Source organism: uncultured Bradyrhizobium sp. (assembly GCF_947648125.1).
Taxonomy (GTDB): domain Bacteria; phylum Pseudomonadota; class Alphaproteobacteria; order Rhizobiales; family Xanthobacteraceae; genus Bradyrhizobium.
In genome coordinates this window covers 72,832-91,816 of record NZ_CANSMR010000024.1, presented here as the reverse complement: position 1 = coordinate 91,816, position 18,985 = coordinate 72,832, and the positions used below count along the sequence as shown (strand labels likewise).

Below are 18,985 nucleotides of genomic sequence, written 5' to 3'. Positions count from 1 at the left end.
CCTCAAGTTCCCCTGCGCCGCTGGCCGCGCCACCACAGGCCGAAGGCGATCGTGACCGCGGCGGCCAGCGAGAACCAGGTGATGGCGTACTGCATGTGGTCGTCCTTGAGCCGCACCTTGAGCGGTCCGGGCTTCGGCGTGCCGCTGTCGGGCACCGGCGCCTCGAGGTCGATGTAGAACGGCGCGACCTGTCCCCAGCCGAGCGTCTGCGCCATCGCACGATGATCGCGCACGAACCACAGCCGCTTCGCCGAATCTTCCTTCGGCGTCAGCCGGCCCGGCGGCTCGGGAAAGCGGATGTAGCCGGTCAGCTCAACCGGCGCGCCGGTGACGAGGCGGCCGGCGACGCGATCCTCAAAGGCACGGTCCTGCATCGTGTTCTGGACAAAGCCGGTGTTGATCACGACGGTTTCGCCGCTGGCGAGCTTGGCCGGCAGGAACGCCCAGGTGCCGGGTCCTGCGATGTCGTCGCGCACCGCGGAGCCGGAGCTGAACACCATCGCGTCCGGCAGTTTCGCGTAGGTCGCAGTCAGGGTGACGCGGCGGAATTCATCCTTGGCCGAGGTCACCGCGGGCCACGCCGATGGCGGCGGCAGCGCCTCGGTCGGGGCGGCCAGCCGCGAATCGAGCGCGGCGATCAGCGCATGCTTCTCGACCCTGCGCTGCAATTGCCAGAAGCCGAGGGCGATGAACACCGCGATCAGGATCAGCGTGAAAATGCCGAAGCCGGCCGCGCTCGGCCGTTGAGAGCCTTTTGACGCGTTTTCTTCGCGCGAACCGGTGCCCACTTCACTGGAAAACGCTTTGTTCGTGACGTCATTCATTTCGGGTCGCGATCGATCAATTGGCCTTCGGCGGCCTTGTGATGGAATTGCAGCGCGATCAGAAGCGCCTTCATCGAGCGCAGCGGCAGGATCGTGGTGACCACGATCAACGGCAGCCACAACGCCGCGTGAACCCAGAACGGCGGCTGGTACTTCACCTCGACGATCAGCGCCGCCGCGACCACGATGGCGCCGGCCAGCATGATGATGAAGATCGCCGGCCCGTCGCCGGCATCGATGAAGGCGAAGTCGAGGCCGCAGGACTGGCAGCGCGGCGCCAGCGTCAGGAAGCCGGAATAGAGCTTGCCCTTGCCACAGCGCGGACAGCGGCAGGCGATGCCGCGCAGCGCGCTTTCGGTCACAGTGGGTGGGGTGTCGGTCATCGGTTCTCTTCAAAAGCAAAGGGGGCGGCCATCAGGCCGCCCCCTCTTAGCACGTCAGCGAGATTAGTGTGCACCGTGCGCCATCGACTCGGCGCCGTGACCCCAGACGTAGATGCAGATGAACAGGAACAGCCAGACCACGTCGACGAAGTGCCAGTACCAGGCGGCGAACTCGAAGCCGAGGTGCTGCTTCGGGGTGAAGTGGCCGGCATAGGCGCGGATCAGGCAGACCAGCAGGAAGATGGTGCCGACCAGCACGTGGAAACCATGGAACCCGGTCGCCATGAAGAAGGTCGAGCCGTAGACGTTGCCGCCGAACGAGAACGTCGCATGGGCGTACTCATAGGCCTGCACGCAGGTGAAGCAGGCGCCGAGGATCACGGTGAGGATCAGGCCCTGCTTGAGGCCCTGGCGGTCGTTCTCCAGCAGCGCATGGTGCGCCCAGGTGACGGTGGTGCCCGAGGTCAGGAGCAGCAGCGTGTTGAGCAGCGGCAGATGCCAGGGATCGAAGGTCTCGATGCCATGCGGCGGCCAAGTGCCGGGAACCGAGCAGGCGCCCATCGCCGTGCCGGCGCCGCAGCCGAACACCGCATCGCGGGTGGCGTGTACCGCATCGGCCGGGAACAGCGCCGAGTTGAAGAACGCCCAGAACCAGGCGACGAAGAACATCACTTCGGAGGCGATGAACAGGATCATGCCGTAGCGGTGACTGATCTGCACCACGCGGGTGTGGTCGCCCTTGTACTGGGCTTCCTTGATCACGTCGCCCCACCAGCTCGCCATGGTGTAGAGCACGCCGATGGTGCCGACGCCGAACACGATCGGGGCGGCGGAGAACATGTGGTGCATCCAGCCGATCGCACCGAGCGCCATGATGAAGGCCGAGACCGAGCCGACCACCGGCCACGGGCTCGGGTCGACGAGATGATAGTCGTGATGCTTGACTTGCGCCTCAGCCATTGCCGTCTCTCCATTCGCGTGCCGCAAGGCACGTCTTAATCTTAAAATTCCAATCTCATCAGCATGATCTTCTCGGAAAACCGGTCCCCACTTTTCCGGATCATGCTCTAGCCGCCCTTGCGCTGCTCCGCCTCGCCCGCAGCCACGGGCTTCGGCGCGGCATCGCGCACGGGGAAGAAGGTGTAGGACAAAGTGATGTTCTTCAGCGTGTCGTTCTCGCTGTCCTTGGCCAGCGCGGGATCGACATAGAACACCACGGCCATCTCGCGCTTCTCGCCCGGCGCCATGGTCTGTTCGGTGAAGCAGAAGCAGTTGATCTTCTGGAAATAGGCGCCGACGGTCAGCGGCGCGACGTTGTAGGCGGCTTGTCCGGTCGTGGTGCGCGCCGACTGGTTGGTCACGGTGTAATAGACCGTGACGACCTGGCCGATCTTGACGTCGATCGTGGTCTGCTCGGCCTCGAACTTCCAGGGCAGGCCCGGCGCGACGTTGGAATCGAAACTGACCGCGATGGTGCGCGCGAGCGGCGCATCTGAAGGCACCGAGGTCGCGACCTGGGTGGTGCCGTTGAAGCCGGTGGTGCGGCAGAACCAGTTGTAGAACGGCACGGCCGCGTAGGACGCGCCGACCATCAGCACCACGACGAAGCCGCAGATCGAGGCGACAACGGCATCGCGCGTCAGCATGCGGCGCGTGACCTTGACGCCCTCGCCTTGCGGAGCCTGCTGTGCGGGATGGTTCGCCATCTCACTCACAGCGGCCGCACCAGCACGGCCGGCCCCTTGACGAGGGTGACGGCGAAGAACAGCACGACCATGACGCCGAGCGCGAGCGCAATGGCGATCGAGCGCTGGCGGCGGCTCTTGAGCTGCGCCTCGGTGAGGACGATTCCTTCTGGTTCGCGTTTCTCGTCCATTGGTATCCCATGCGCCCCCATCTTGCCCCCCGGCGTCCCTACCCGATGATGACGGGCAGGATCGCGCGAACGACGACCTCGGCGAGGAGGACGGCAAACAGCGCGAACAGATAAAGGATCGAGAAGGCGAACAGCCGGCGCGTCGCGCGGTTGGCGGCTGTGCCTTCACGACGGCGATAGACCTCGATCGCGAGCCACAGCATGCCGGCGCCCAAAACCAGCGAGGTGACGCCGTAGATTGCGTCGAAATAGCCGAGCGGCCACGGCGCCAGCGCGATCGCGACCAGCACGATGGTGTAGAGCAGGATCTGCAGCCGGGTCGCGTCGGGACCGGCGACCACCGGCAGCATCGGAATGCCGGCGCGCGCGTAGTCGTCGCTGCGGAACAGCGCCAGCGCCCAGAAGTGCGGCGGGGTCCAGAAGAAGATGATCAGGAACAGCAGGATCGGTTCGACCGAGAGCGAGCCGGTCGCGGCCGCCCACGCCACCACCGGCGGCAGCGCCCCGGCAGCGCCGCCGATCACGATGTTCTGCGCGGTCCAGCGCTTCAGCAACATCGTGTAGATCACGGCATAAAAGAAGATGGTGAAGGCAAGCAGCCCGCCCGCCACCCAGTTCACCAGGATGCCGAGCGTCATCACGGAGAAGAAGGCGAGCGTCAGGCCGAAGGCGGCCGCCTCGGCCTGGGTGATGCGGCCGCGCGGGATCGGCCGGTTGGCGGTGCGCGACATCAAGGCGTCGACGTCGCTCTCATAGGCCATGTTGAGCGCGCCGGAGGCACCGGCGCCGACCGCGATGCAGAGGATCGAGGTGAACGCCAGCACCGGATGGACATGCACCGGCGCGATCATCAGCCCAACCAGCGCGGTGAAGATCACCAGCGACATCACGCGCGGCTTCAACAGCGCGATGTAGTCGCCCACTTCGGCCTCGGAAATCCGGGGCAGCTCGATGGCGTTGTGATCGACAACCGACAAGATCAGGTCTCACTTCTCTCAAAAGGCGCGGCGCACCCAGGGTGCGCCGCGTTGTCTTGGACTTACTGCACGCGGGGCAGCACTTCGAACTGGTGGAACGGCGGCGGCGAGGTCAGCGTCCACTCCAGCGTGGTCGCACCCGCACCCCACGGATTGTTCGCAGCCTGCTCCTTGCGGACGAAGGCATCGATCACGCCGTAGATGAAGATCAGCACGCCGACGCCGGAGATGTAGGAGCCCCAGGAGGAGATCAGGTTCCAGCCGGCGAACGCATCCGGATAGTCGACGTAGCGGCGCGGCATGCCCGACAGGCCGAGGAAGTGCTGCGGGAAGAACACCAGGTTGACGCCGACGAAGGTGAACCAGAAGTGCGCCTTGGCGATCCGCTCCGAGTACATGTAGCCGAACATCTTCGGGAACCAGTAGTACCAGCCGGCGAAGATGCCGAACACGGCGCCGAGCGACAGCACGTAGTGGAAGTGCGCCACCACGTAATAGGTGTCCTGCAGCACGCGGTCGACGCCGGCATTGGCCAGCACCACACCGGTGACGCCGCCGACGGTGAACAGGAAGATGAAGCCGATCGCCCAGATCATCGGCGCCTTGAACTCGATCGAGCCGCCCCACATCGTGGCGATCCACGAGAAGATCTTCACGCCGGTCGGCACCGCGATCACCATCGTGGCGGCGACGAAGTAGGCCTGCGTCGCCGACGACATGCCGACGGTGTACATGTGGTGCGCCCACACCACGAAGCCGATGCCGCCGATCGCGACCATGGCGTAGGCCATGCCGAGATAGCCGAACACGGGCTTGCGCGAGAAGGTGGAGACGATCTGGCTGATCATGCCGAAGGCGGGCAGGATCAGGATGTACACTTCGGGGTGGCCGAAGAACCAGAACAGATGCTGGAACAGCACGGGATCGCCGCCGCCGTCGGCCGCAAAGAAGGCGGTTCCGAAATTGCGGTCGGTCAGCAGCATGGTAATCGCACCGGCGAGCACCGGCAGCGACAACAGCAGCAGGAACACGGTGACCAGGATCGACCACACGAACAGCGGCATCTTGTGCAGGGTCATGCCCGGCGCGCGCATGTTGAAGATCGTGGTGATGAAGTTGATGGCACCGAGGATCGACGACGCACCGGCGAGATGCAGCGACAGGATCGCGAAATCGACCGCAGGCCCTGGATGGCCCGAAGTCGACAGCGGCGCGTACATGGTCCAGCCCGCACCGACGCCGTTGGCGCCCGGCTCACCCTCGACGAAGGTGGACAACACGAGCAGCGCGAACGAGGCCGGCAGCAGCCAGAACGAGATGTTGTTCATGCGCGGGAACGCCATGTCGGGCGCGCCGATCATCAGCGGCACCATCCAGTTGCCGAACCCGCCGATCATCGCCGGCATGACCATGAAGAAGATCATGATCAGACCGTGCGAGGTCACGAACACGTTATAAGTGTGCGTTTCGTGGAATATCTGGACGCCCGGGTACATCAACTCGGCACGGATCGCGATCGACATCGCAGCGCCGATGATGCCCGCGATCACCGCAAAGATCAGGTACATCGTACCGATATCCTTGTGGTTCGTGGAGTAGAGATAGCGCCGCCATCCGGTCGGATGGTGGGCGTGATCATCATGGGCGTGATCGTCGTGTGTCGCTGCGCCTGTCGCCATGTTCAAAATCCTGCCTTGCAGTCCCTCTTGGACCTTGCGGTCCCATCGCCCTTATTCCATCCGCGCCGCAAGCCCTGGGGCCTTAACCCTTGGGGCTTACTGCGCCGCCTGACCAGCCGAGGCGTAGGAATTCGCCGGGTTGGTCGCAAACTTCTTCTTCGCCCCTTCAACCCAGGTCGCGAATTCCTGGTCGCTGACGACCCGAACCGCGATCGGCATGAAGGCGTGGTCCTTGCCGCATAGTTCCGAGCACTGGCCGTAGAACACGCCGGTCTTGGTGGCCTTGAACCAGCTTTCGTTGAGGCGGCCCGGGACCGAGTCGATCTTCACGCCGAAGGCCGGCACTGCGAAGGAGTGGATCACGTCGGCGCCGGTGGTCTGGATCCGCACCACCTTGTTGACCGGGACCACCATCTCGTTGTCGACGCCGAGCAGCCGCGGCTGCTTGTCCTTGTCGAGCAGCGAGTCGAACTCGAACTTGCCGTTATCCGGGTAGGCGTAGGACCAATACCACTGCTTGCCGGTGACCTTCACGGTGAGGTCCGGCTTCGGCACGTCGAGCTCCAGGAACAGGAGGCGGAACGACGGCACCGCGATGCCGACCAGGATCAGGACCGGGATCAGCGTCCAGGCCACTTCGATCAGGGTATTGTGGGTGGTCCTGGAGGGGACCGGGTTGGCCTTGGCGTTGAACTTCACCACCACGATGACGAGCAGCGCCAGCACGAACAGGGTGATGACGGTGATCAGCACCAGCAGGAAATTGTGGAACCAGATGATGTTTTCCATCACCGGAGTCGCGGCTTCCTGCAGCGTGTGCTCCCACGGCGCGGGCTGCCCCATTTCGGCGAAGGCCGATCCCGCGGCGACTGACGCCACCCCCGCTACCGCCAACCCCAGCAATTGCCTGCCCAACCGGCCAATCGACATCTTCATGCCGTTCGCGCTCCCTTGCATTATTCCCCAACGCACCCCCGGCATGTGACCGGAGATACAGCACGATCCGCCCTGACAAATGGCCTTCCGGACATACCCGTCTCTGAGTCAAGGTGGGTACGGGAGCCAGATCGCTAGAACGCGTCGAAATCCAGCCTCTCAAACCATAATTCGCAGGCGCTCGCAATGCAGTAGTACGGCCGAAAGCCATGCGCCTGCGATGAAGCTGCCGCTTGCGATTTTTCCCGCAAAATCAAGCGAAAGTCGTCGGAACATCGCCGCGCACTGTTGACAGGGGGATTACCGGATGTACGCACAGACGGGATAGCCCGCAGGAACCTGATTCGCTGCGGGCTGCCCCAATCCGGCGCGGGAATGGCTTCAAGATCGCCTTCAAGGCGCCCTATTGCGGTATCAGTCGACTGATGCGTGCTACCCGGCGGCCTCGACGGCCGGACCGACCGAACAATCAAAGGATCGACCCCGGATGGGCGCTTCGAAAATTCAGGCAGGACGAAAGGCCGGCTGGCTCGGCGGCCTGCTGATTCTGGCCTTTTCTCTCGGCCTGGCCCAGCCGTCGAACGCGCAGGGCGCGGTGCGCTCGGTCCATGGCGACTGGCAGATCCGCTGCGACACCCCACCTGGCGCCCAGGCCGAGCAATGCGCGCTGATCCAGAGCGTGGTAGCCGAAGACCGCTCAAATGCCGGCCTGACCGTGATCGTGCTGAAGACCGCCGATCAGAAGAGCCGCCTGATGCGCGTGGTCGCCCCGCTCGGCGTGCTGCTGCCCTCCGGCCTCGGCCTGAAGCTCGACAACCAGGACGTCGGCCGCGCCGGCTTTGTCAGATGCCTGCCCAATGGCTGCGTCGCCGAGGTCGTGATGGACGACAAGCTGCTCGGCCAGATCAAGAACGCCAAGACCGCGACGTTCATTATTTTCGAGACCCCGGAAGAAGGTATCGGGTTCCCGCTCAGCCTGAACGGCCTGGCGGAGGGGTATGACAAGCTGCCGTGAGGCGATGCAGGCAACCTCTTACAGACCGAACTTGTCCCGCAGACTGCGAGCTTCCGCAGGCCGGCCAATTGCCTCCAATACGACCGCGACATTTTCGGCCGCCTTCTTTGAGTTGGGATGGGTTGGCCCTAACTTTTCCACGAAGATCGCGAGCGCCTGTTCATGATATGGCAGGGCAGCAGCGTGGTCGCCCTCCCTCCGCAGAAGACAGCCGAAATCATTGAGGCTCATTGCAGTGTCGATATGGTCCGAGCCGAGCGTTGCTTGGCGCAGAGCCAGGGCGCGCTCAAGAAGGCTGCGTGCTCGCACAAGATCCCCTTGATCCATGACCACACCACCCAAGTTGGCTAAGTTTGCCGCCAGATAAAGGTGGTCAGGACCAAATCCTTTCTCGCAGATAGCCACCGCGCGTTCAAAATAAGTCAGCGCTATTGTAAGGTTGCCTTGCATCCATTGCGAATAACCAAGCTGGCTAAGCGCAAACGTTGTGTTCGGATCATTGGCATCCTCCCCGAGAATTGCGAGGGAACGCTCCTGCAAACTCTTTGCTGCTACGTGCTCACCTTGAGACGTCAGCGCGCTACTCAAATTGCTTAACGTTATGGCAAGGCGAGTGGGGCCCTCCTCCGGCTTCTTCTCATAGAACAGCGCAGCCCGCTCGTAACATGAGCGAGCCTCTCCGAAACTACCTTGCTGCAGATGCAGACCGCCGAGATTGTTAAGCACAATCCCCTCAAACGGACTTTCGCTATCGAGATCACGCTCATTGATTGCTAATGCGAGCTCAAAATAGCGTCTTGCTTCCGCGAAATCTCCCAACACTGTCTGACGATACAAAGCGAGCTGATTCAGGGTCGTTATCCTTGAAGCTGTAACGATCCTGCGCCAGTACTGTTCTGCAACGTCGACCGGCGCGCTAGTTTCGATGCCAACTAGTGCCGACGCGATGGCATCCAGCCGCCGCGCTCGCGGCCACAATTCCGGCTTCGCAAAGAGGGAGCCGGGCGGATAAACCTCCGCTATTGCTTCGATCAAAAACCATCCGATCCTTTGTCGGAATTCGGGGCTGAAGCGTGCAAGGGTTATTTGACCCACCAACCGGTGCACCGAAATGCAGTCCGTCACGACTGACGGATCACGTTCGTCAAAGATCAATTCCCGATCGAGCAATGCAAAGCCGCGCAGAGCCGCTATGACCCTATCGAGGTCACCCTTCTTGACGACAGATGCGAAGTCTTCCCCTAGTTTCTCATGTCCTTCAGAGAAGAAATACATCGGTATCGGCCGAGGCGAGAGCAGTGCCACAAGAACCATCAAAGAGAAAGCGTGGGGGTGAAGTTCGATGGCTCCCGCGATAGCGAGAGCAAATGTCCTCGCGACAGTCACCCCATAATCGAGTGCAAGGTCTTCGACCTCGCCGAGAAGTGCTACGGGCGTTGATTCAAATTGTGAGTTGTACCCCGCAAATGATGACCCAGTACGTTCGCAGTAGGCGGCGGCCTGCTCGTGCGCGAGCGGCAGACCGCCAAGCGATCGAGAGAGAGCCAAAGCCGCATCGCGTTCTGTCATCCTTTGGGTCCGCACCATCAGAAAATCAGCTCCGACCTCGTCCGACCAGATATCGACTTCCATTGGGGCGGCAACCGCTCCCCAATTCGGTGCATTTGAAGTAATGATGATGTGGGCCGAACCCCCGCGGGGCAGGTATTTCGTGAGCTCTCTTGGGCCGACTGCATTGTCATAGATGAGCAGCATGCATTCGCGTTCACTGCGAAGTTGATCCAGCACCGTGTTGACGGCCTGCTCCTCTTGAGTATCGGCTGCGATCCAGCCAAGGCGTACCCCGAGTCCTGCGATATCTGCACGCATTGTTGCTGGAGTCGCGGCCCTGATCCACCAAGTCGCGCGGTAGCCATCGCGATGGCGTTCGGCATATGCCGCTGCGAGCGTCGTCTTACCGACACCACGCAGACCGTGCAGTGCCGTCACGGCCGCACGACCATCGTCACCATTGAGCGCGATCTCGATTGCACGGAAGTCGTCGTGACGACCGATGAAATGCCGTGGCACGTTGATTGGAATATTGGTGATCACGCTGCGCCGCTCGGCCTTCTGCCCCGGAAAAGGTGCCGACACTTCCGGCTTCAAATCCATCTGAGGTTTTGCCGCACCCGGAAACTTCGTTGGTACTGCGGGCTTGTCAGCCGGCCGCAAGAGATCGATTAACCGCTCCCTCGCCTCGCTTTCATCCACGCCGAAGAGATCGGACCGTTTGACGGACGCAAGAAGGTTAGGAAGTTTGCAGAGCTCGATGCGCACCGGCAGCGCGAAGTTGGGACGATCCGTCTGCGCCGCCCATTGTGCCGACCGGCGCTCCCAGCTCGAATAGGGTTTGCCGAGATAGGTCTCGCTGATTACCAAAAGGGCATGATCGGCCTTGTCACACCGCTCATCCATCCAAGCCGCGATATCGCCGCCGCCTGAGATCTCCCACTCGTGTATCCTTGGTGTGTGACCGAGCTTTTCCAGTTCCTGCCCGATCCAGAATGCCCAATCGCGATCCTGCGACGTATAACTGATGAAAATATCCGCCACGACAACCCTCAAATCGAGGAGCTGGCCCACATTTGCTCGTTGCAACTCCGCCTACAGATTATCTCTAGGGCTCAGTGACACGCAACGGAATATCCCAGCGGCTCACACAACCTCCCGTTCGACGGCGACGACTCGGATCGCCGCATCGTTCGCCGCGGAACGGCACAGGCCTGAGGGCGGCGAGTTATTGCTGAAGCCCCGCCATGCTTCCTCAGCCTCCGTGGGTAAGCGGCCCCGGCTCACCGCCCACCCCCCGCATAATAATCAAACAACCCGCCCGCCTCCGCGGACAGCCAGTCCGCCTCGCCCGTCATATAGCCCTCGACCTGTCCGGTGATGCCGATCAGGAATGAGATCGGCATGCCGTAGAGCGCGAACGGCGTGTCGAGCTCGGCGGCGTCGACGCGGGAGACCAGACCGCCCGGATCGAAGCCGATCGCAAGGTGGCGAAGCTTGAGCTGCTTGACGTAGGGCGCGACCTGCGCGCGGTTGCGATCGGTGCTGATGGCGACGACCGCGAGGTCGCTGCGGCCGCTGGCGGCGAGGCGATCAAGCATCGGCAGCTCTGTGCGGCATGCTGCGCACCAGGTGGCCCAGAAGTTCACCAGCACAAGCTTGCCCTTGAACGCGGTGAGGTCGAGCGCGCCACCGGCGAGCGCGGGGATCGCAACCCGTGGCACCGGGCGGGCGCCTTGAACTAGCGTGAACTGATGCCGGATGGTGCCGAATGGCGGCGGTCCCGACACAGCGCGCGCCCGTGCTGCCGGCGGCGCGAGCGCGACGCCGGCGCCGATCATGCCGGCGACGACGGCGCGGCGGGTGGGCACGCGAACAGGCGTCATATCGGTTTCTCCACTTGCGTTGGTTGCCACATCACTCAGGACCGGATGTAGGACCAGCCGGCCTCCTGCAATTCGATGATGCGTCCGGGCCCGTTCGGCACCAGATCGACATTGTCGAGCAGGACCAGCGTATGTCCCTCGGCGCGCTCCATGCCGAGCTTGGTGGCTTCGCAGACCACGAAGCGGATGTCCGGCGTGAGCCCCCGCACCGCCCGCAACAAATCCTTCACCGGCGAGGTATCGGCGCGCAGCATGTGGACGCCGGCATTGTAGGCGACGACCTCTATCTCGAACGGCTCATCGCGCTCCCGATAATGTTTCGGGAGGTTGAGCGCGGTCGAGATCAGCGCCCGCATCGTGGTCGGGTCGTCGCTGTTGATCGGCAGCACCACATGGTGCACGCGCGGCTCGGGCTTCTTCGCTTCCGGTTTGGAGACCGCCGCGACCGATCCGGTGAGCAGCAATGTCCCAGCGAACGGCACCGCGAAGGCCAGCACGAGCCCCGCGGCCAGCGTCAGGATGCGGCGAGAGACGCGCATCGCGCCAACCTCACGGTGCGCTCGGGACCAAAGCGAACTGGCTGCGCTTGGCGTAGGCGACGATCGCGCTCAGCGCCAGCAGCACCAGGGCGGGCACCGGCGAGCCGCCGATCACGAACAGATGCGTGAACGTGGCGCCGACCATGATGCAGCTCAGCAGCAGGCCCCCGAAGGCTGCGACCGGCGGCACCAGGATCAGGACCGCGCCGAGCAGCTCCAGCGATCCGGTGAGATAGCGGAACCACTGGCCGAGCCCGATATGCTCGAATTCCTCGACCAGCATCGGCACGCCATAGAGCTTGGCGGCGCCCGCGGCGGCAAAGGCAAGCGCAAGCAATCCCCTGACAACCCAGAGGGTGACGGATTTCCAGCGCGACGGCGCGGCGGCAACGGCAACTGACATTGATGACTCCCCAAGTGCTCGAACCAAGTGTTCGAATCGACCGGGCCGCACGGCCACCCGCCCCTTTCGGCAGGCTGGCCTGCGGCTTTCGATGCACTAAATTCGGGAGTAAGATGAAAAGAACAAGTAGGATGCTTTTTGTGAGGTAGTATGAAAAGACTGACTATTGAGCCCGCCGAGCCTCCGGCGGCGTCCGAGCCGTGCAACGGCGACCTGTCGGCGCAATTTCATCGGGCGCTGTCGGTGCTGGCCGGCAAATGGAAGGGCGACATCCTCTGGCAATTGGTCGAGCGCAAGCGCCGGTTCGGCGAATTGCGGCAGGCGATCCCCGGTGTGACCCAGCACATGCTGACCACCCAATTGCGCGATCTCGAGGCCAACGGCCTGGTCAAGCGCACGGTCTATCCCGAGGTGCCGCCGCGGGTTGAGTACGAGATGACGCCGTCGGCCAAGGCGCTCAAACCGGTGTTCGACGAGCTATACCGGTGGGCGCAGGAGCATGGTTTTCCGACCTCGGCACAGGGCGCGGCGGCCGGTGGCGCGCAGCCGAAGCCGGCGCCGCAATCGAGCGATGCCGACGAGCCGGAAAGCCAGCCGCAGAAGGCGGATCGGCACGCGGGCTGATGACGACAAGGTGAGGATCCCGGGGGGCGGCCGTGAACGACCGCATGGCTGCAGGCACTCCCGGTTTGCCGCCCCAACCACTATCTTGAGCGATCGCCGTCCGGGCCTGAACCGGGACCGGCACAGGTTTCCGGGTTGTAAGGTGAGTTTTCCGCTCGTCTCTGCTTCAATTGCCCGAAAGTCCTGCTGCAGGTTCCGCACTGGCAATCAGTAGCGCTTCAGGCAAGGATGACACGGAATCGCCAAGGACTCGCACTGCGTCGGAGTGACCATGACCAATCCCGCCACGACCTCCCTGCTCGACCGCGCCAATCTGGACCGCGATGCCGTCCGCCGCGAGGTGTCCCGCGGACTTGAAGGCGCCGACGACGGCGAGCTGTTCCTGGAGTTCGGGCAGACCGAGGCGCTGGTGTTCGACAATGGCCGGCTGAAGCAGGCGACCTATGACACCTCGCAAGGCTTCGGCCTGCGCGCCGTCAAGGACGACGCGGTCGGCTATGCCCATTCCTCCGACGTCTCGATCCCGGCGCTGATCCGCGCAGCGGACGCGGTAGCGGCGGTGCGCGGCGGGTACGCCGGGACTTTCGCCGCGGCGCCGGCCCACACCAATGTCAGGCTCTATGGCGACGAGAACCCGCTGGATGGCCCGGCGTTCGAGGCCAAAGTAAAACTGCTCGGCGAGATCGACGCCTATGTCAGGGACAAGGACCCGCGGGTGCGGCAGGTCTCGGCCAGCCTCACCGCGACCTGGCAGGTGGTGGAGATTCTGCGGCCCGACGGCGAGAGCTATCGCGACATCCGCCCGCTGGTGCGCGTCAATATCTCCGTGGTTGCCGGCCAGGGCGACCGGCAGGAGAGCGGCAGCAAGGGCTATGGCGGCCGCGAGGGCTATGCGCGCTTCATCGAGACCAAGGCTTGGCGCGATGCCGCCGACGGCGCGCTGCGCGAGGCGCTGGTCAATCTCGAATCAGTGCCGGCGCCCGCCGGCGAGATGGACGTCGTGCTCGGCGCCGGCTGGCCCGGCGTGATGCTGCATGAGGCCGTCGGCCACGGGCTCGAGGGCGACTTCAACCGCAAGCAGACCTCCGCCTTCGCCGGCCTGATGGGCCAGCAGGTCGCGGCCAAGGGCGTCACCGTGGTCGATGACGGCACCATGGCGTCGCGCCGCGGCTCGCTGTCGATCGACGACGAGGGGACCCCGACCAACCGCACCGTGCTGATCGAGGACGGCGTCCTGGTCGGCTACATGCAGGACCGCCAGAATGCCCGCCTGATGGGCATGAAGCCGACCGGCAACGGCCGCCGGCAGAGCTATGCCCATGTGCCGATGCCGCGCATGACCAACACCTACATGCTGTCCGGCGACCGCGACCCGGCCGAGATCATCGCCTCGGTGAAGAACGGCATGTATGCCGCCAATTTCGGCGGCGGCCAGGTCGACATCACCTCCGGCAAATACGTGTTCCAGTGCACCGAGGCCTACAAGATCGAGAACGGCAAGCTCGGCGCGCCTCTGAAGGGCGCCATGCTGATCGGCAATGGACCGACCGATCTCCACAGGATCACCATGATCGGCAATGATCTTGCGCTCGATACGGGAATCGGCACCTGCGGCAAGAACGGCCAGGGTGTACCGGTCGGCGTCGGTCAGCCGACACTGCGGATGGAACGGATTACGGTCGGAGGAACAGGCTAGTGAGCAGCGGAAACGAAGTCGTGGCGGCCAAGCCGACCAGCTGGCGTGGGCAGGCCGTGCAACTGGCCGCGATCGTAGCCGTCGTGTTCCTCGCCAAGGGCGCAATCGCCGAGCCGTTCTACGTGCCGTCGGGCTCGATGGAACCGACGCTGCTGATCGGCGACGCGCTGGTCGCCTCGAAATTCCCCTATGGCTACGGCGCGGCGTCACTGCCGATCCAGATCACGCTGCCGGAGACCGGCCGCGTGTTCGGCGAGACGCCCAAGCGCGGCGACGTCGTCGTATTCCGCTGGCCGGGCGACCGCTCGCAGGCCTGGGTCAAGCGCGTGGTCGGATTGCCCGGCGATCGCATCCAGATGCGGCAGGGCCAGCTCTTCATCAACGATCATCCGGCAGCGCTGAAGCCCGACGGTACCGGCTTCGCCGAAGACGATCGCGGCGGCGGCGAGGATGCGAATCGTTATGTCGAGACCCTGCCGAACGGTGTCAGCCATGCGATCTTCAAGATCCGAGACAATGGAAGGCTCGACAACACGCCCGAGGTGACGGTACCGCCGGGCCAATTGTTCGTGCTCGGCGACAACAGAGACAATTCCGCCGACAGCCGAGTGCCGGTGCGCGACGGCGGCGTTGGCCTCTTGCCGATCGATAATCTGATCGGCCGCGCCGACGCGGTGGTCGGCTCCTGGGACATGGGCATCCGCAGCCAGCCGGTCTGGACCTGGCTCTCCGGCTTCCGCCTCGCGCGCTTCTTCACCTCGGTGCAGTGAGTTCGCCAACGTGACCTTCGACGACGTCAGGACCCTGGTGCTGGCGTGGCCGGAAGTCGAGGACGGCTCTTCCTACGGCACACCGGCGCTGAAGGTGCGCAAGAAGATGCTGGTGCGGCTCAAGGAAGACGGCGACAGCCTGGTGATGCCCGGCGTGCCGCCGGATGAGCGCGACATGCTGGTCGAGAGCCAGCCGAAGATGTTCTACTTCACCGATCACTACCGCGATTATCCGATCGTGCTGATCCGCCTGTCGAAGGCCAGGCGCCAGACCGTCGAACCGCTGCTGCGCCGGCACTGGCGCACGCTGGCATCGAAGAAGGCGGTCAGGGATTTTGACGCGACGGGATAATCGTTTCTCGTCATTGCGAGCGGAGCGAAGCAATCCATCGTGCGGCACATGTGGGACCATGGATTGCTTCGTCGCTTCGCTCCTCGCAATGACGGGGAGAGACGTGGAAGCATGACCCAGGACCAATTCCTCACAGCCGCACTGCGCAACCCGGCCAATCAAGCGATCACAGACGAGCTGCACCGCCTTGCCCTGCCCGATGCCTGGCTGGTGTCCGGCTGCCTGGTGCAGACCGTGTGGAACGTGCTGACGAGCCGACCGCTCGACCACGGCGTCAGCGATTACGACATCTTCTATTTCGATCCGGATACGTCGTGGGAGGCGGAGGACGCCGTGATCCGCGACCTCAAGGCGCGGCTCGGTCATCTCGGGGTTGCGATCGAGGCGCGCAACCAGGCCCGCGTCCATCTCTGGTATCCCGACAAGCACGGCCTGCCCTATCCTGCGCTGTCGCGTTCGACCGACGGCATCGATCGCTTCCTCACCGCGACCACGCAGATCGGCATCCGCCGCAGCACGCGCGGCTACGGCGTCTATGCGCCGAACGGTTTCGAGGATGTCGCCGGCATGATCGTGCGGCCGAACCGGACCGCGAATTTTTCCGCAGTGAACTATGCGAGGAAGGCCGAGCGGTGGAAGGCGCTGTGGCCGGAGGTCACGGTGCTGGCGGCGGAGTAGCCTGTCGTCCCTGCCTAGTGCGCAATTGCGCCCTAGGCAGGGACGACGATGCGTGTGCGGCCCTAGCGCACCACGCCCGAGGTGAACCCCGCCTTGCGGCGCGGCGGCTTGATCTCTTTCTTCAGGAAGCAGTGCGCGTCGCGGCCGGCATAGCCGGGCCGGGCGTAGGTCCAGGCGCGGCACTTGTTGTCGGCGGTGCAGGCGGCCTGGCAGGCCTCGTCGCCGTCGCTGCTCTTCAGTTCGAAATTCTTGTAGTCGCCGCCGAGCCGGTCGATCGAGGTTTCGATGGCGCCGTTGCGCGGTTCGACCACGCCCGCGCCACGCACCCCAGAGACGCAGCAGACGTCCTGCACCCGCGCCGGCACGGTGTTCTTCAGCCAGCACACCGCGCCACTATTGGCGTCGGTCGGATAGTTGAAGCTCCAGGCCCGGCAGCGGCGGTCGCGCTCGCAGGTGAGCGCGCAATCGGCGGGATCGCCTGATGTCACCGGCGCGTTCAGGTAGTCGCCGCCGGGCCGGTCGAAATTGGTCTGCGCCAGTGCCGGGCGTGCGACGAAAGCGGCCGCCAAAACCGCGAACATCACCATCCACGCCCTAAAGAGGCGACTTATCCCCATGAGATTGCTTTCAAATTCGCACCGCCCCGCGCACTCCGCGGGGCGTCATTTGAACGCCATGAACCTGTACGGCTGATGAACGGCGGGTGCGACACCACCGCCGTCCGCGCGCGTTCCGGGCCCGAATTCGGGCCGGGCGGGGATTAGAAGGCGTACTCCTGATAGGCCGGTTCCACCGAGCCTTTCCAGGGGCCGTTGAACTTCTCCAGCATCTCCTCCGCTGGCGAGCGGCCGGTCTCGATGATGTGCTCGAGCGGTTCGAGGAAGCGGCTCTCGTCGCGTCCGAGATGATCGATCCGGCCGCGCCGCCGCAATCCGGCATGCGACAGGATCAGGCATTCCTTGGCGATCTCGAACAGATAGCGGTTCTTGATCCGCGACTTGAAGCCGAAGCGCGGCACGTCGTCGCGCAGCGCCTGCCGCTCCGGCGCGGTCCAGTGCCGGACGATATCCCAGGCGGCATCGAGGCTGTCATTGTCATAGAGCAGCCCGACCCAGAACGCCGGCAGCGCCGGCAGCCGGCCCCACGGCACGCCGTCGGCGCCGCGCATCTCGAGGTAACGCTTCAGCCGCACCTCGGGGAAAATCGTCGACAGATGGTTGGCCCAGTCCGACAAGGTCGGGCGCTCGCCGGGGAGGATCCTGTTCTTGCCGGCGAAGAAATCGCGGAACGACGATCCGGAGACGTCGATATATTCATCGCCGCGCTTGACGAAATACATCGGCACGTCGAGCGCGTAATCGACATAGCGCTCGTAGCCCATGCCGTCCTCGAACGCGAACGGGATCATGCCGCTTCGCGCATTGTCGGTGTCGCGCCAGATCTCGGAGCGGAACGAGAGGAAGCCGTTGGGCTTGCCTTCGGTGAATGGCGAGTTGGCGAACAACGCGGTCGCGATCGGCTGCAGCGCCAGCGACACCCGCAGCTTCTTCACCATGTCGGCTTCGGAGGAGAAGTCGAGATTGGTCTGCACCGTGCAGGTCCGGAACATCATGTCGAGGCCGTATTTGCCGACCTTCGGCATGTAATTTCTCATGATCTTGTAGCGCCCCTTGGGCATCACGGGGATCTGCTCCCGCGACCAGGACGGCGTCATGCCGAGGCCGAGGAAGCCGATGCCGAGCGGGGTTGCGATCTCCCGCACCTGCGCCAGATGCGCCATCAGTTCTGACTGGGTCTGGTGCACGGTCTCGACCGGCGCGCCCGACAATTCGAACTGGCCGCCCGGCTCGAGCGAAATCGCGCCACCGCCGGTGACGTCATAGAGCCCGATGATGTTGCCGCGCTCCATGATCGGCTCCCAGCCGAGCAGGAGCTTCATGCCCTCGAGCAGCGCGCCGATGCCCTTCGCGCCGTCATAGGGCACGGGCTGGTGGCCCTCAAGCGTGAACGGGGTCTTCTCGTGCTCGGTGCCGATCCGGAATTCGGACTCGGGCTTCACGCCGGCTTCAATCCACGCCACGAGTTCGTCGCGCGATTGCAGCGGCGTCATGTCGATCTGGTCACGCGCCATACTAAATCCAACTCAAGGGCGCTTCGATCGAAGGCGCGCGGTGGCAGGGACATCCGTGGGCCGCAACGGCCGCGGATGGTGGAATCAGGAATATCATCGGGCAGGCACGCCGTCTCGCGCCGGCGTGGCCTTGGTATCGTTCTTTGCATCGACCTTGGTGTCACCTTTGGCATCACCGCAGGAGCAGCCGAGACGGTCGAGCAGACCGCACAGCCTGGTCGCGTCGGCATCGGACAATTTCGAGCCGACATGCTTGTCGATCGCCGAGGAATAGGCGCTCCACATCTTCTTCTGGAGCTCGCGACCGGCCTCGGTGATCTCGACGAACTGGCCGCGCTTGTCGATCTTGCATTCGCGCCGGGCGGCAAGCCCTTCGTCGACCAGCTTGTCGATCAGCCGCGAGGTCGAATATTGCGGGATCAGCATCTGCCGCTCGAGCTCGACCGGGCGCAGCTCGCCCGACGGCGCGCGCGACAGTTCGAGCAAGGCGTCATACCAGGCTAGCGGCGGAAAGCCCGCCTTCTTCAAATCCTGCTCGACGCAGTCCAGCACCCGGCTCGGCACCCGCATCAGGCGGATCCAGGCGGCCGTCGCCTCGCTCGATAGCTTGCGTTTCATCGTCTAGCCCATAAGGTCCCGGCACCGACTGTACCGCACTGAATGCA

At 64.0% G+C, this 18,985-nt stretch carries 21 protein-coding genes; 6 read left to right on the top strand and 15 right to left on the bottom strand.

Features of this window, described 5'->3' with window-relative positions; translation table 11 throughout:
- Positions 1–2 precede the first annotated feature (2 nt).
- The 8 genes from Q0030_RS31185 to coxB all read right to left on the bottom strand — a co-directional run bounded on the left by Q0030_RS31185 (position 3) and on the right by coxB (position 6,675).
- Entirely contained in the window at positions 3–824 is an 822-nt protein-coding gene (locus Q0030_RS31185; protein WP_298376021.1) for an SURF1 family cytochrome oxidase biogenesis protein, read from the bottom strand.
- The gene (locus Q0030_RS31180) at positions 821–1,207 is read right to left on the bottom strand and encodes a DUF983 domain-containing protein (protein WP_298376018.1); all 387 of its coding nucleotides are present in this window, start codon (positions 1,205–1,207) and stop codon (positions 821–823) included. The genes Q0030_RS31185 and Q0030_RS31180 overlap by 4 nt, the downstream gene beginning before the upstream one ends.
- 63 nt (positions 1,208–1,270) lie before the next feature.
- A complete protein-coding gene (locus Q0030_RS31175) occupies positions 1,271–2,167 on the bottom strand; it encodes a cytochrome c oxidase subunit 3 (RefSeq protein WP_092119134.1) in 897 nt (298 codons plus the stop codon).
- Positions 2,168–2,274: 107 nt separating this feature from the next.
- Positions 2,275–2,853, bottom strand: a complete 579-nt coding sequence (locus Q0030_RS31170; RefSeq protein ID WP_298376065.1) for a cytochrome c oxidase assembly protein — start codon at positions 2,851–2,853, stop codon at positions 2,275–2,277.
- 65 nt (positions 2,854–2,918) lie between these two features.
- Positions 2,919–3,083, bottom strand: a complete 165-nt coding sequence (locus tag Q0030_RS31165) for a CoxF protein (protein WP_176528844.1) — start codon at positions 3,081–3,083, stop codon at positions 2,919–2,921.
- Between the two features lie 38 nt (positions 3,084–3,121).
- Positions 3,122–4,060 carry a heme o synthase gene (locus Q0030_RS31160; RefSeq protein WP_298376014.1) on the bottom strand — a complete coding sequence of 313 codons (939 nt, stop codon included), beginning with the start codon at positions 4,058–4,060 and terminating at the stop codon, positions 3,122–3,124.
- 62 nt (positions 4,061–4,122) lie between these two features.
- Positions 4,123–5,739, bottom strand: a complete 1,617-nt coding sequence (gene ctaD / locus Q0030_RS31155) for a cytochrome c oxidase subunit I (RefSeq protein WP_298376012.1) — start codon at positions 5,737–5,739, stop codon at positions 4,123–4,125.
- A gap of 96 nt (positions 5,740–5,835) precedes the next feature.
- On the bottom strand, positions 5,836–6,675 hold the full coding sequence (gene coxB, locus Q0030_RS31150) for a cytochrome c oxidase subunit II (protein WP_298376010.1): 840 nt from the start codon (positions 6,673–6,675) through the stop codon (positions 5,836–5,838).
- Positions 6,676–7,162: 487 nt separating this feature from the next.
- On the opposite strand from coxB, the gene Q0030_RS31145 reads away from it, so the two are divergent.
- Positions 7,163–7,690 carry an invasion associated locus B family protein gene (locus Q0030_RS31145; RefSeq protein ID WP_298376009.1) on the top strand — a complete coding sequence of 176 codons (528 nt, stop codon included), beginning with the start codon at positions 7,163–7,165 and terminating at the stop codon, positions 7,688–7,690.
- Between the two features lie 18 nt (positions 7,691–7,708).
- Here the strand turns inward: Q0030_RS31145 and fxsT are convergent, their stop codons facing one another.
- From fxsT to Q0030_RS31125, 4 genes are all read right to left on the bottom strand, one after another.
- A complete protein-coding gene (fxsT, locus tag Q0030_RS31140) occupies positions 7,709–10,315 on the bottom strand; it encodes an FxSxx-COOH system tetratricopeptide repeat protein (RefSeq protein WP_298376007.1) in 2,607 nt (868 codons plus the stop codon).
- A gap of 209 nt (positions 10,316–10,524) precedes the next feature.
- Entirely contained in the window at positions 10,525–11,127 is a 603-nt protein-coding gene (locus tag Q0030_RS31135; RefSeq protein WP_298376004.1) for a TlpA disulfide reductase family protein, read from the bottom strand.
- A gap of 35 nt (positions 11,128–11,162) precedes the next feature.
- Positions 11,163–11,666, bottom strand: a complete 504-nt coding sequence (locus Q0030_RS31130) for a DsrE family protein (RefSeq protein ID WP_298376003.1) — start codon at positions 11,664–11,666, stop codon at positions 11,163–11,165.
- 10 nt (positions 11,667–11,676) lie between these two features.
- Positions 11,677–12,069, bottom strand: a complete 393-nt coding sequence (locus Q0030_RS31125; protein WP_298376001.1) for a DoxX family protein — start codon at positions 12,067–12,069, stop codon at positions 11,677–11,679.
- Positions 12,070–12,219: 150 nt separating this feature from the next.
- On the opposite strand from Q0030_RS31125, the gene Q0030_RS31120 reads away from it, so the two are divergent.
- The 5 genes from Q0030_RS31120 to Q0030_RS31100 all read left to right on the top strand — a co-directional run bounded on the left by Q0030_RS31120 (position 12,220) and on the right by Q0030_RS31100 (position 16,189).
- Positions 12,220–12,693 carry a helix-turn-helix domain-containing protein gene (locus Q0030_RS31120; protein ID WP_298375998.1) on the top strand — a complete coding sequence of 158 codons (474 nt, stop codon included), beginning with the start codon at positions 12,220–12,222 and terminating at the stop codon, positions 12,691–12,693.
- Between the two features lie 271 nt (positions 12,694–12,964).
- Entirely contained in the window at positions 12,965–14,389 is a 1,425-nt protein-coding gene (gene tldD, locus Q0030_RS31115; protein WP_092119161.1) for a metalloprotease TldD, read from the top strand.
- A complete protein-coding gene (gene lepB, locus Q0030_RS31110; protein ID WP_298375995.1) occupies positions 14,389–15,159 on the top strand; it encodes a signal peptidase I in 771 nt (256 codons plus the stop codon). The genes tldD and lepB overlap by 1 nt, the downstream gene beginning before the upstream one ends.
- A gap of 10 nt (positions 15,160–15,169) precedes the next feature.
- The gene (locus Q0030_RS31105) at positions 15,170–15,511 is read left to right on the top strand and encodes an MmcQ/YjbR family DNA-binding protein (RefSeq protein ID WP_298375992.1); all 342 of its coding nucleotides are present in this window, start codon (positions 15,170–15,172) and stop codon (positions 15,509–15,511) included.
- 111 nt (positions 15,512–15,622) lie between these two features.
- Positions 15,623–16,189 (top strand): nucleotidyltransferase family protein, encoded by a 567-nt coding sequence (locus Q0030_RS31100; RefSeq protein WP_298375989.1) that lies wholly within the window; start codon positions 15,623–15,625, stop codon positions 16,187–16,189.
- 62 nt (positions 16,190–16,251) lie between these two features.
- Here Q0030_RS31100 and Q0030_RS31095 read toward each other — a convergent pair whose 3' ends face one another.
- The 3 genes from Q0030_RS31095 to Q0030_RS31085 form a co-directional block, all read right to left on the bottom strand.
- Positions 16,252–16,776, bottom strand: a complete 525-nt coding sequence (locus Q0030_RS31095; RefSeq protein WP_298376063.1) for a PAN domain-containing protein — start codon at positions 16,774–16,776, stop codon at positions 16,252–16,254.
- Between the two features lie 173 nt (positions 16,777–16,949).
- Positions 16,950–18,320, bottom strand: a complete 1,371-nt coding sequence (locus Q0030_RS31090) for a glutamate--cysteine ligase (protein ID WP_298375986.1) — start codon at positions 18,318–18,320, stop codon at positions 16,950–16,952.
- Positions 18,321–18,413: 93 nt separating this feature from the next.
- Positions 18,414–18,938 carry a helix-turn-helix domain-containing protein gene (locus Q0030_RS31085; RefSeq protein WP_298375984.1) on the bottom strand — a complete coding sequence of 175 codons (525 nt, stop codon included), beginning with the start codon at positions 18,936–18,938 and terminating at the stop codon, positions 18,414–18,416.
- Positions 18,939–18,985: the final 47 nt, after the last annotated feature.

Excerpts from the sequence above, each read along its gene's own strand:
- Q0030_RS31130 (WP_298376003.1), bottom strand. The coding sequence starts at position 11,666 with ATGCGCGTCTCTCGCCGCATCCTGACGCTGGCCGCGGGGCTCGTGCTG.
- Q0030_RS31085 (WP_298375984.1), bottom strand. The coding sequence starts at position 18,938 with ATGAAACGCAAGCTATCGAGCGAGGCGACGGCCGCCTGGATCCGCCTG.
- Q0030_RS31180 (WP_298376018.1), bottom strand. The coding sequence starts at position 1,207 with ATGACCGACACCCCACCCACTGTGACCGAAAGCGCGCTGCGCGGCATC.
- Q0030_RS31170 (WP_298376065.1), bottom strand. The coding sequence starts at position 2,853 with ATGCTGACGCGCGATGCCGTTGTCGCCTCGATCTGCGGCTTCGTCGTG.
- Q0030_RS31100 (WP_298375989.1), top strand. The coding sequence starts at position 15,623 with ATGACCCAGGACCAATTCCTCACAGCCGCACTGCGCAACCCGGCCAAT.
- Q0030_RS31185 (WP_298376021.1), bottom strand. The coding sequence starts at position 824 with ATGAATGACGTCACGAACAAAGCGTTTTCCAGTGAAGTGGGCACCGGT.
- Q0030_RS31095 (WP_298376063.1), bottom strand. The coding sequence starts at position 16,776 with ATGGTGATGTTCGCGGTTTTGGCGGCCGCTTTCGTCGCACGCCCGGCA.
- Q0030_RS31135 (WP_298376004.1), bottom strand. The coding sequence starts at position 11,127 with ATGACGCCTGTTCGCGTGCCCACCCGCCGCGCCGTCGTCGCCGGCATG.
- tldD (WP_092119161.1), top strand. The coding sequence starts at position 12,965 with ATGACCAATCCCGCCACGACCTCCCTGCTCGACCGCGCCAATCTGGAC.
- Q0030_RS31120 (WP_298375998.1), top strand. The coding sequence starts at position 12,220 with ATGAAAAGACTGACTATTGAGCCCGCCGAGCCTCCGGCGGCGTCCGAG.
- Q0030_RS31165 (WP_176528844.1), bottom strand. The coding sequence starts at position 3,083 with ATGGACGAGAAACGCGAACCAGAAGGAATCGTCCTCACCGAGGCGCAG.
- coxB (WP_298376010.1), bottom strand. The coding sequence starts at position 6,675 with ATGAAGATGTCGATTGGCCGGTTGGGCAGGCAATTGCTGGGGTTGGCG.
- Q0030_RS31090 (WP_298375986.1), bottom strand. The coding sequence starts at position 18,320 with ATGGCGCGTGACCAGATCGACATGACGCCGCTGCAATCGCGCGACGAA.
- Q0030_RS31125 (WP_298376001.1), bottom strand. The coding sequence starts at position 12,069 with ATGTCAGTTGCCGTTGCCGCCGCGCCGTCGCGCTGGAAATCCGTCACC.
- ctaD (WP_298376012.1), bottom strand. The coding sequence starts at position 5,739 with ATGGCGACAGGCGCAGCGACACACGACGATCACGCCCATGATGATCAC.
- Q0030_RS31145 (WP_298376009.1), top strand. The coding sequence starts at position 7,163 with ATGGGCGCTTCGAAAATTCAGGCAGGACGAAAGGCCGGCTGGCTCGGC.
- Q0030_RS31175 (WP_092119134.1), bottom strand. The coding sequence starts at position 2,167 with ATGGCTGAGGCGCAAGTCAAGCATCACGACTATCATCTCGTCGACCCG.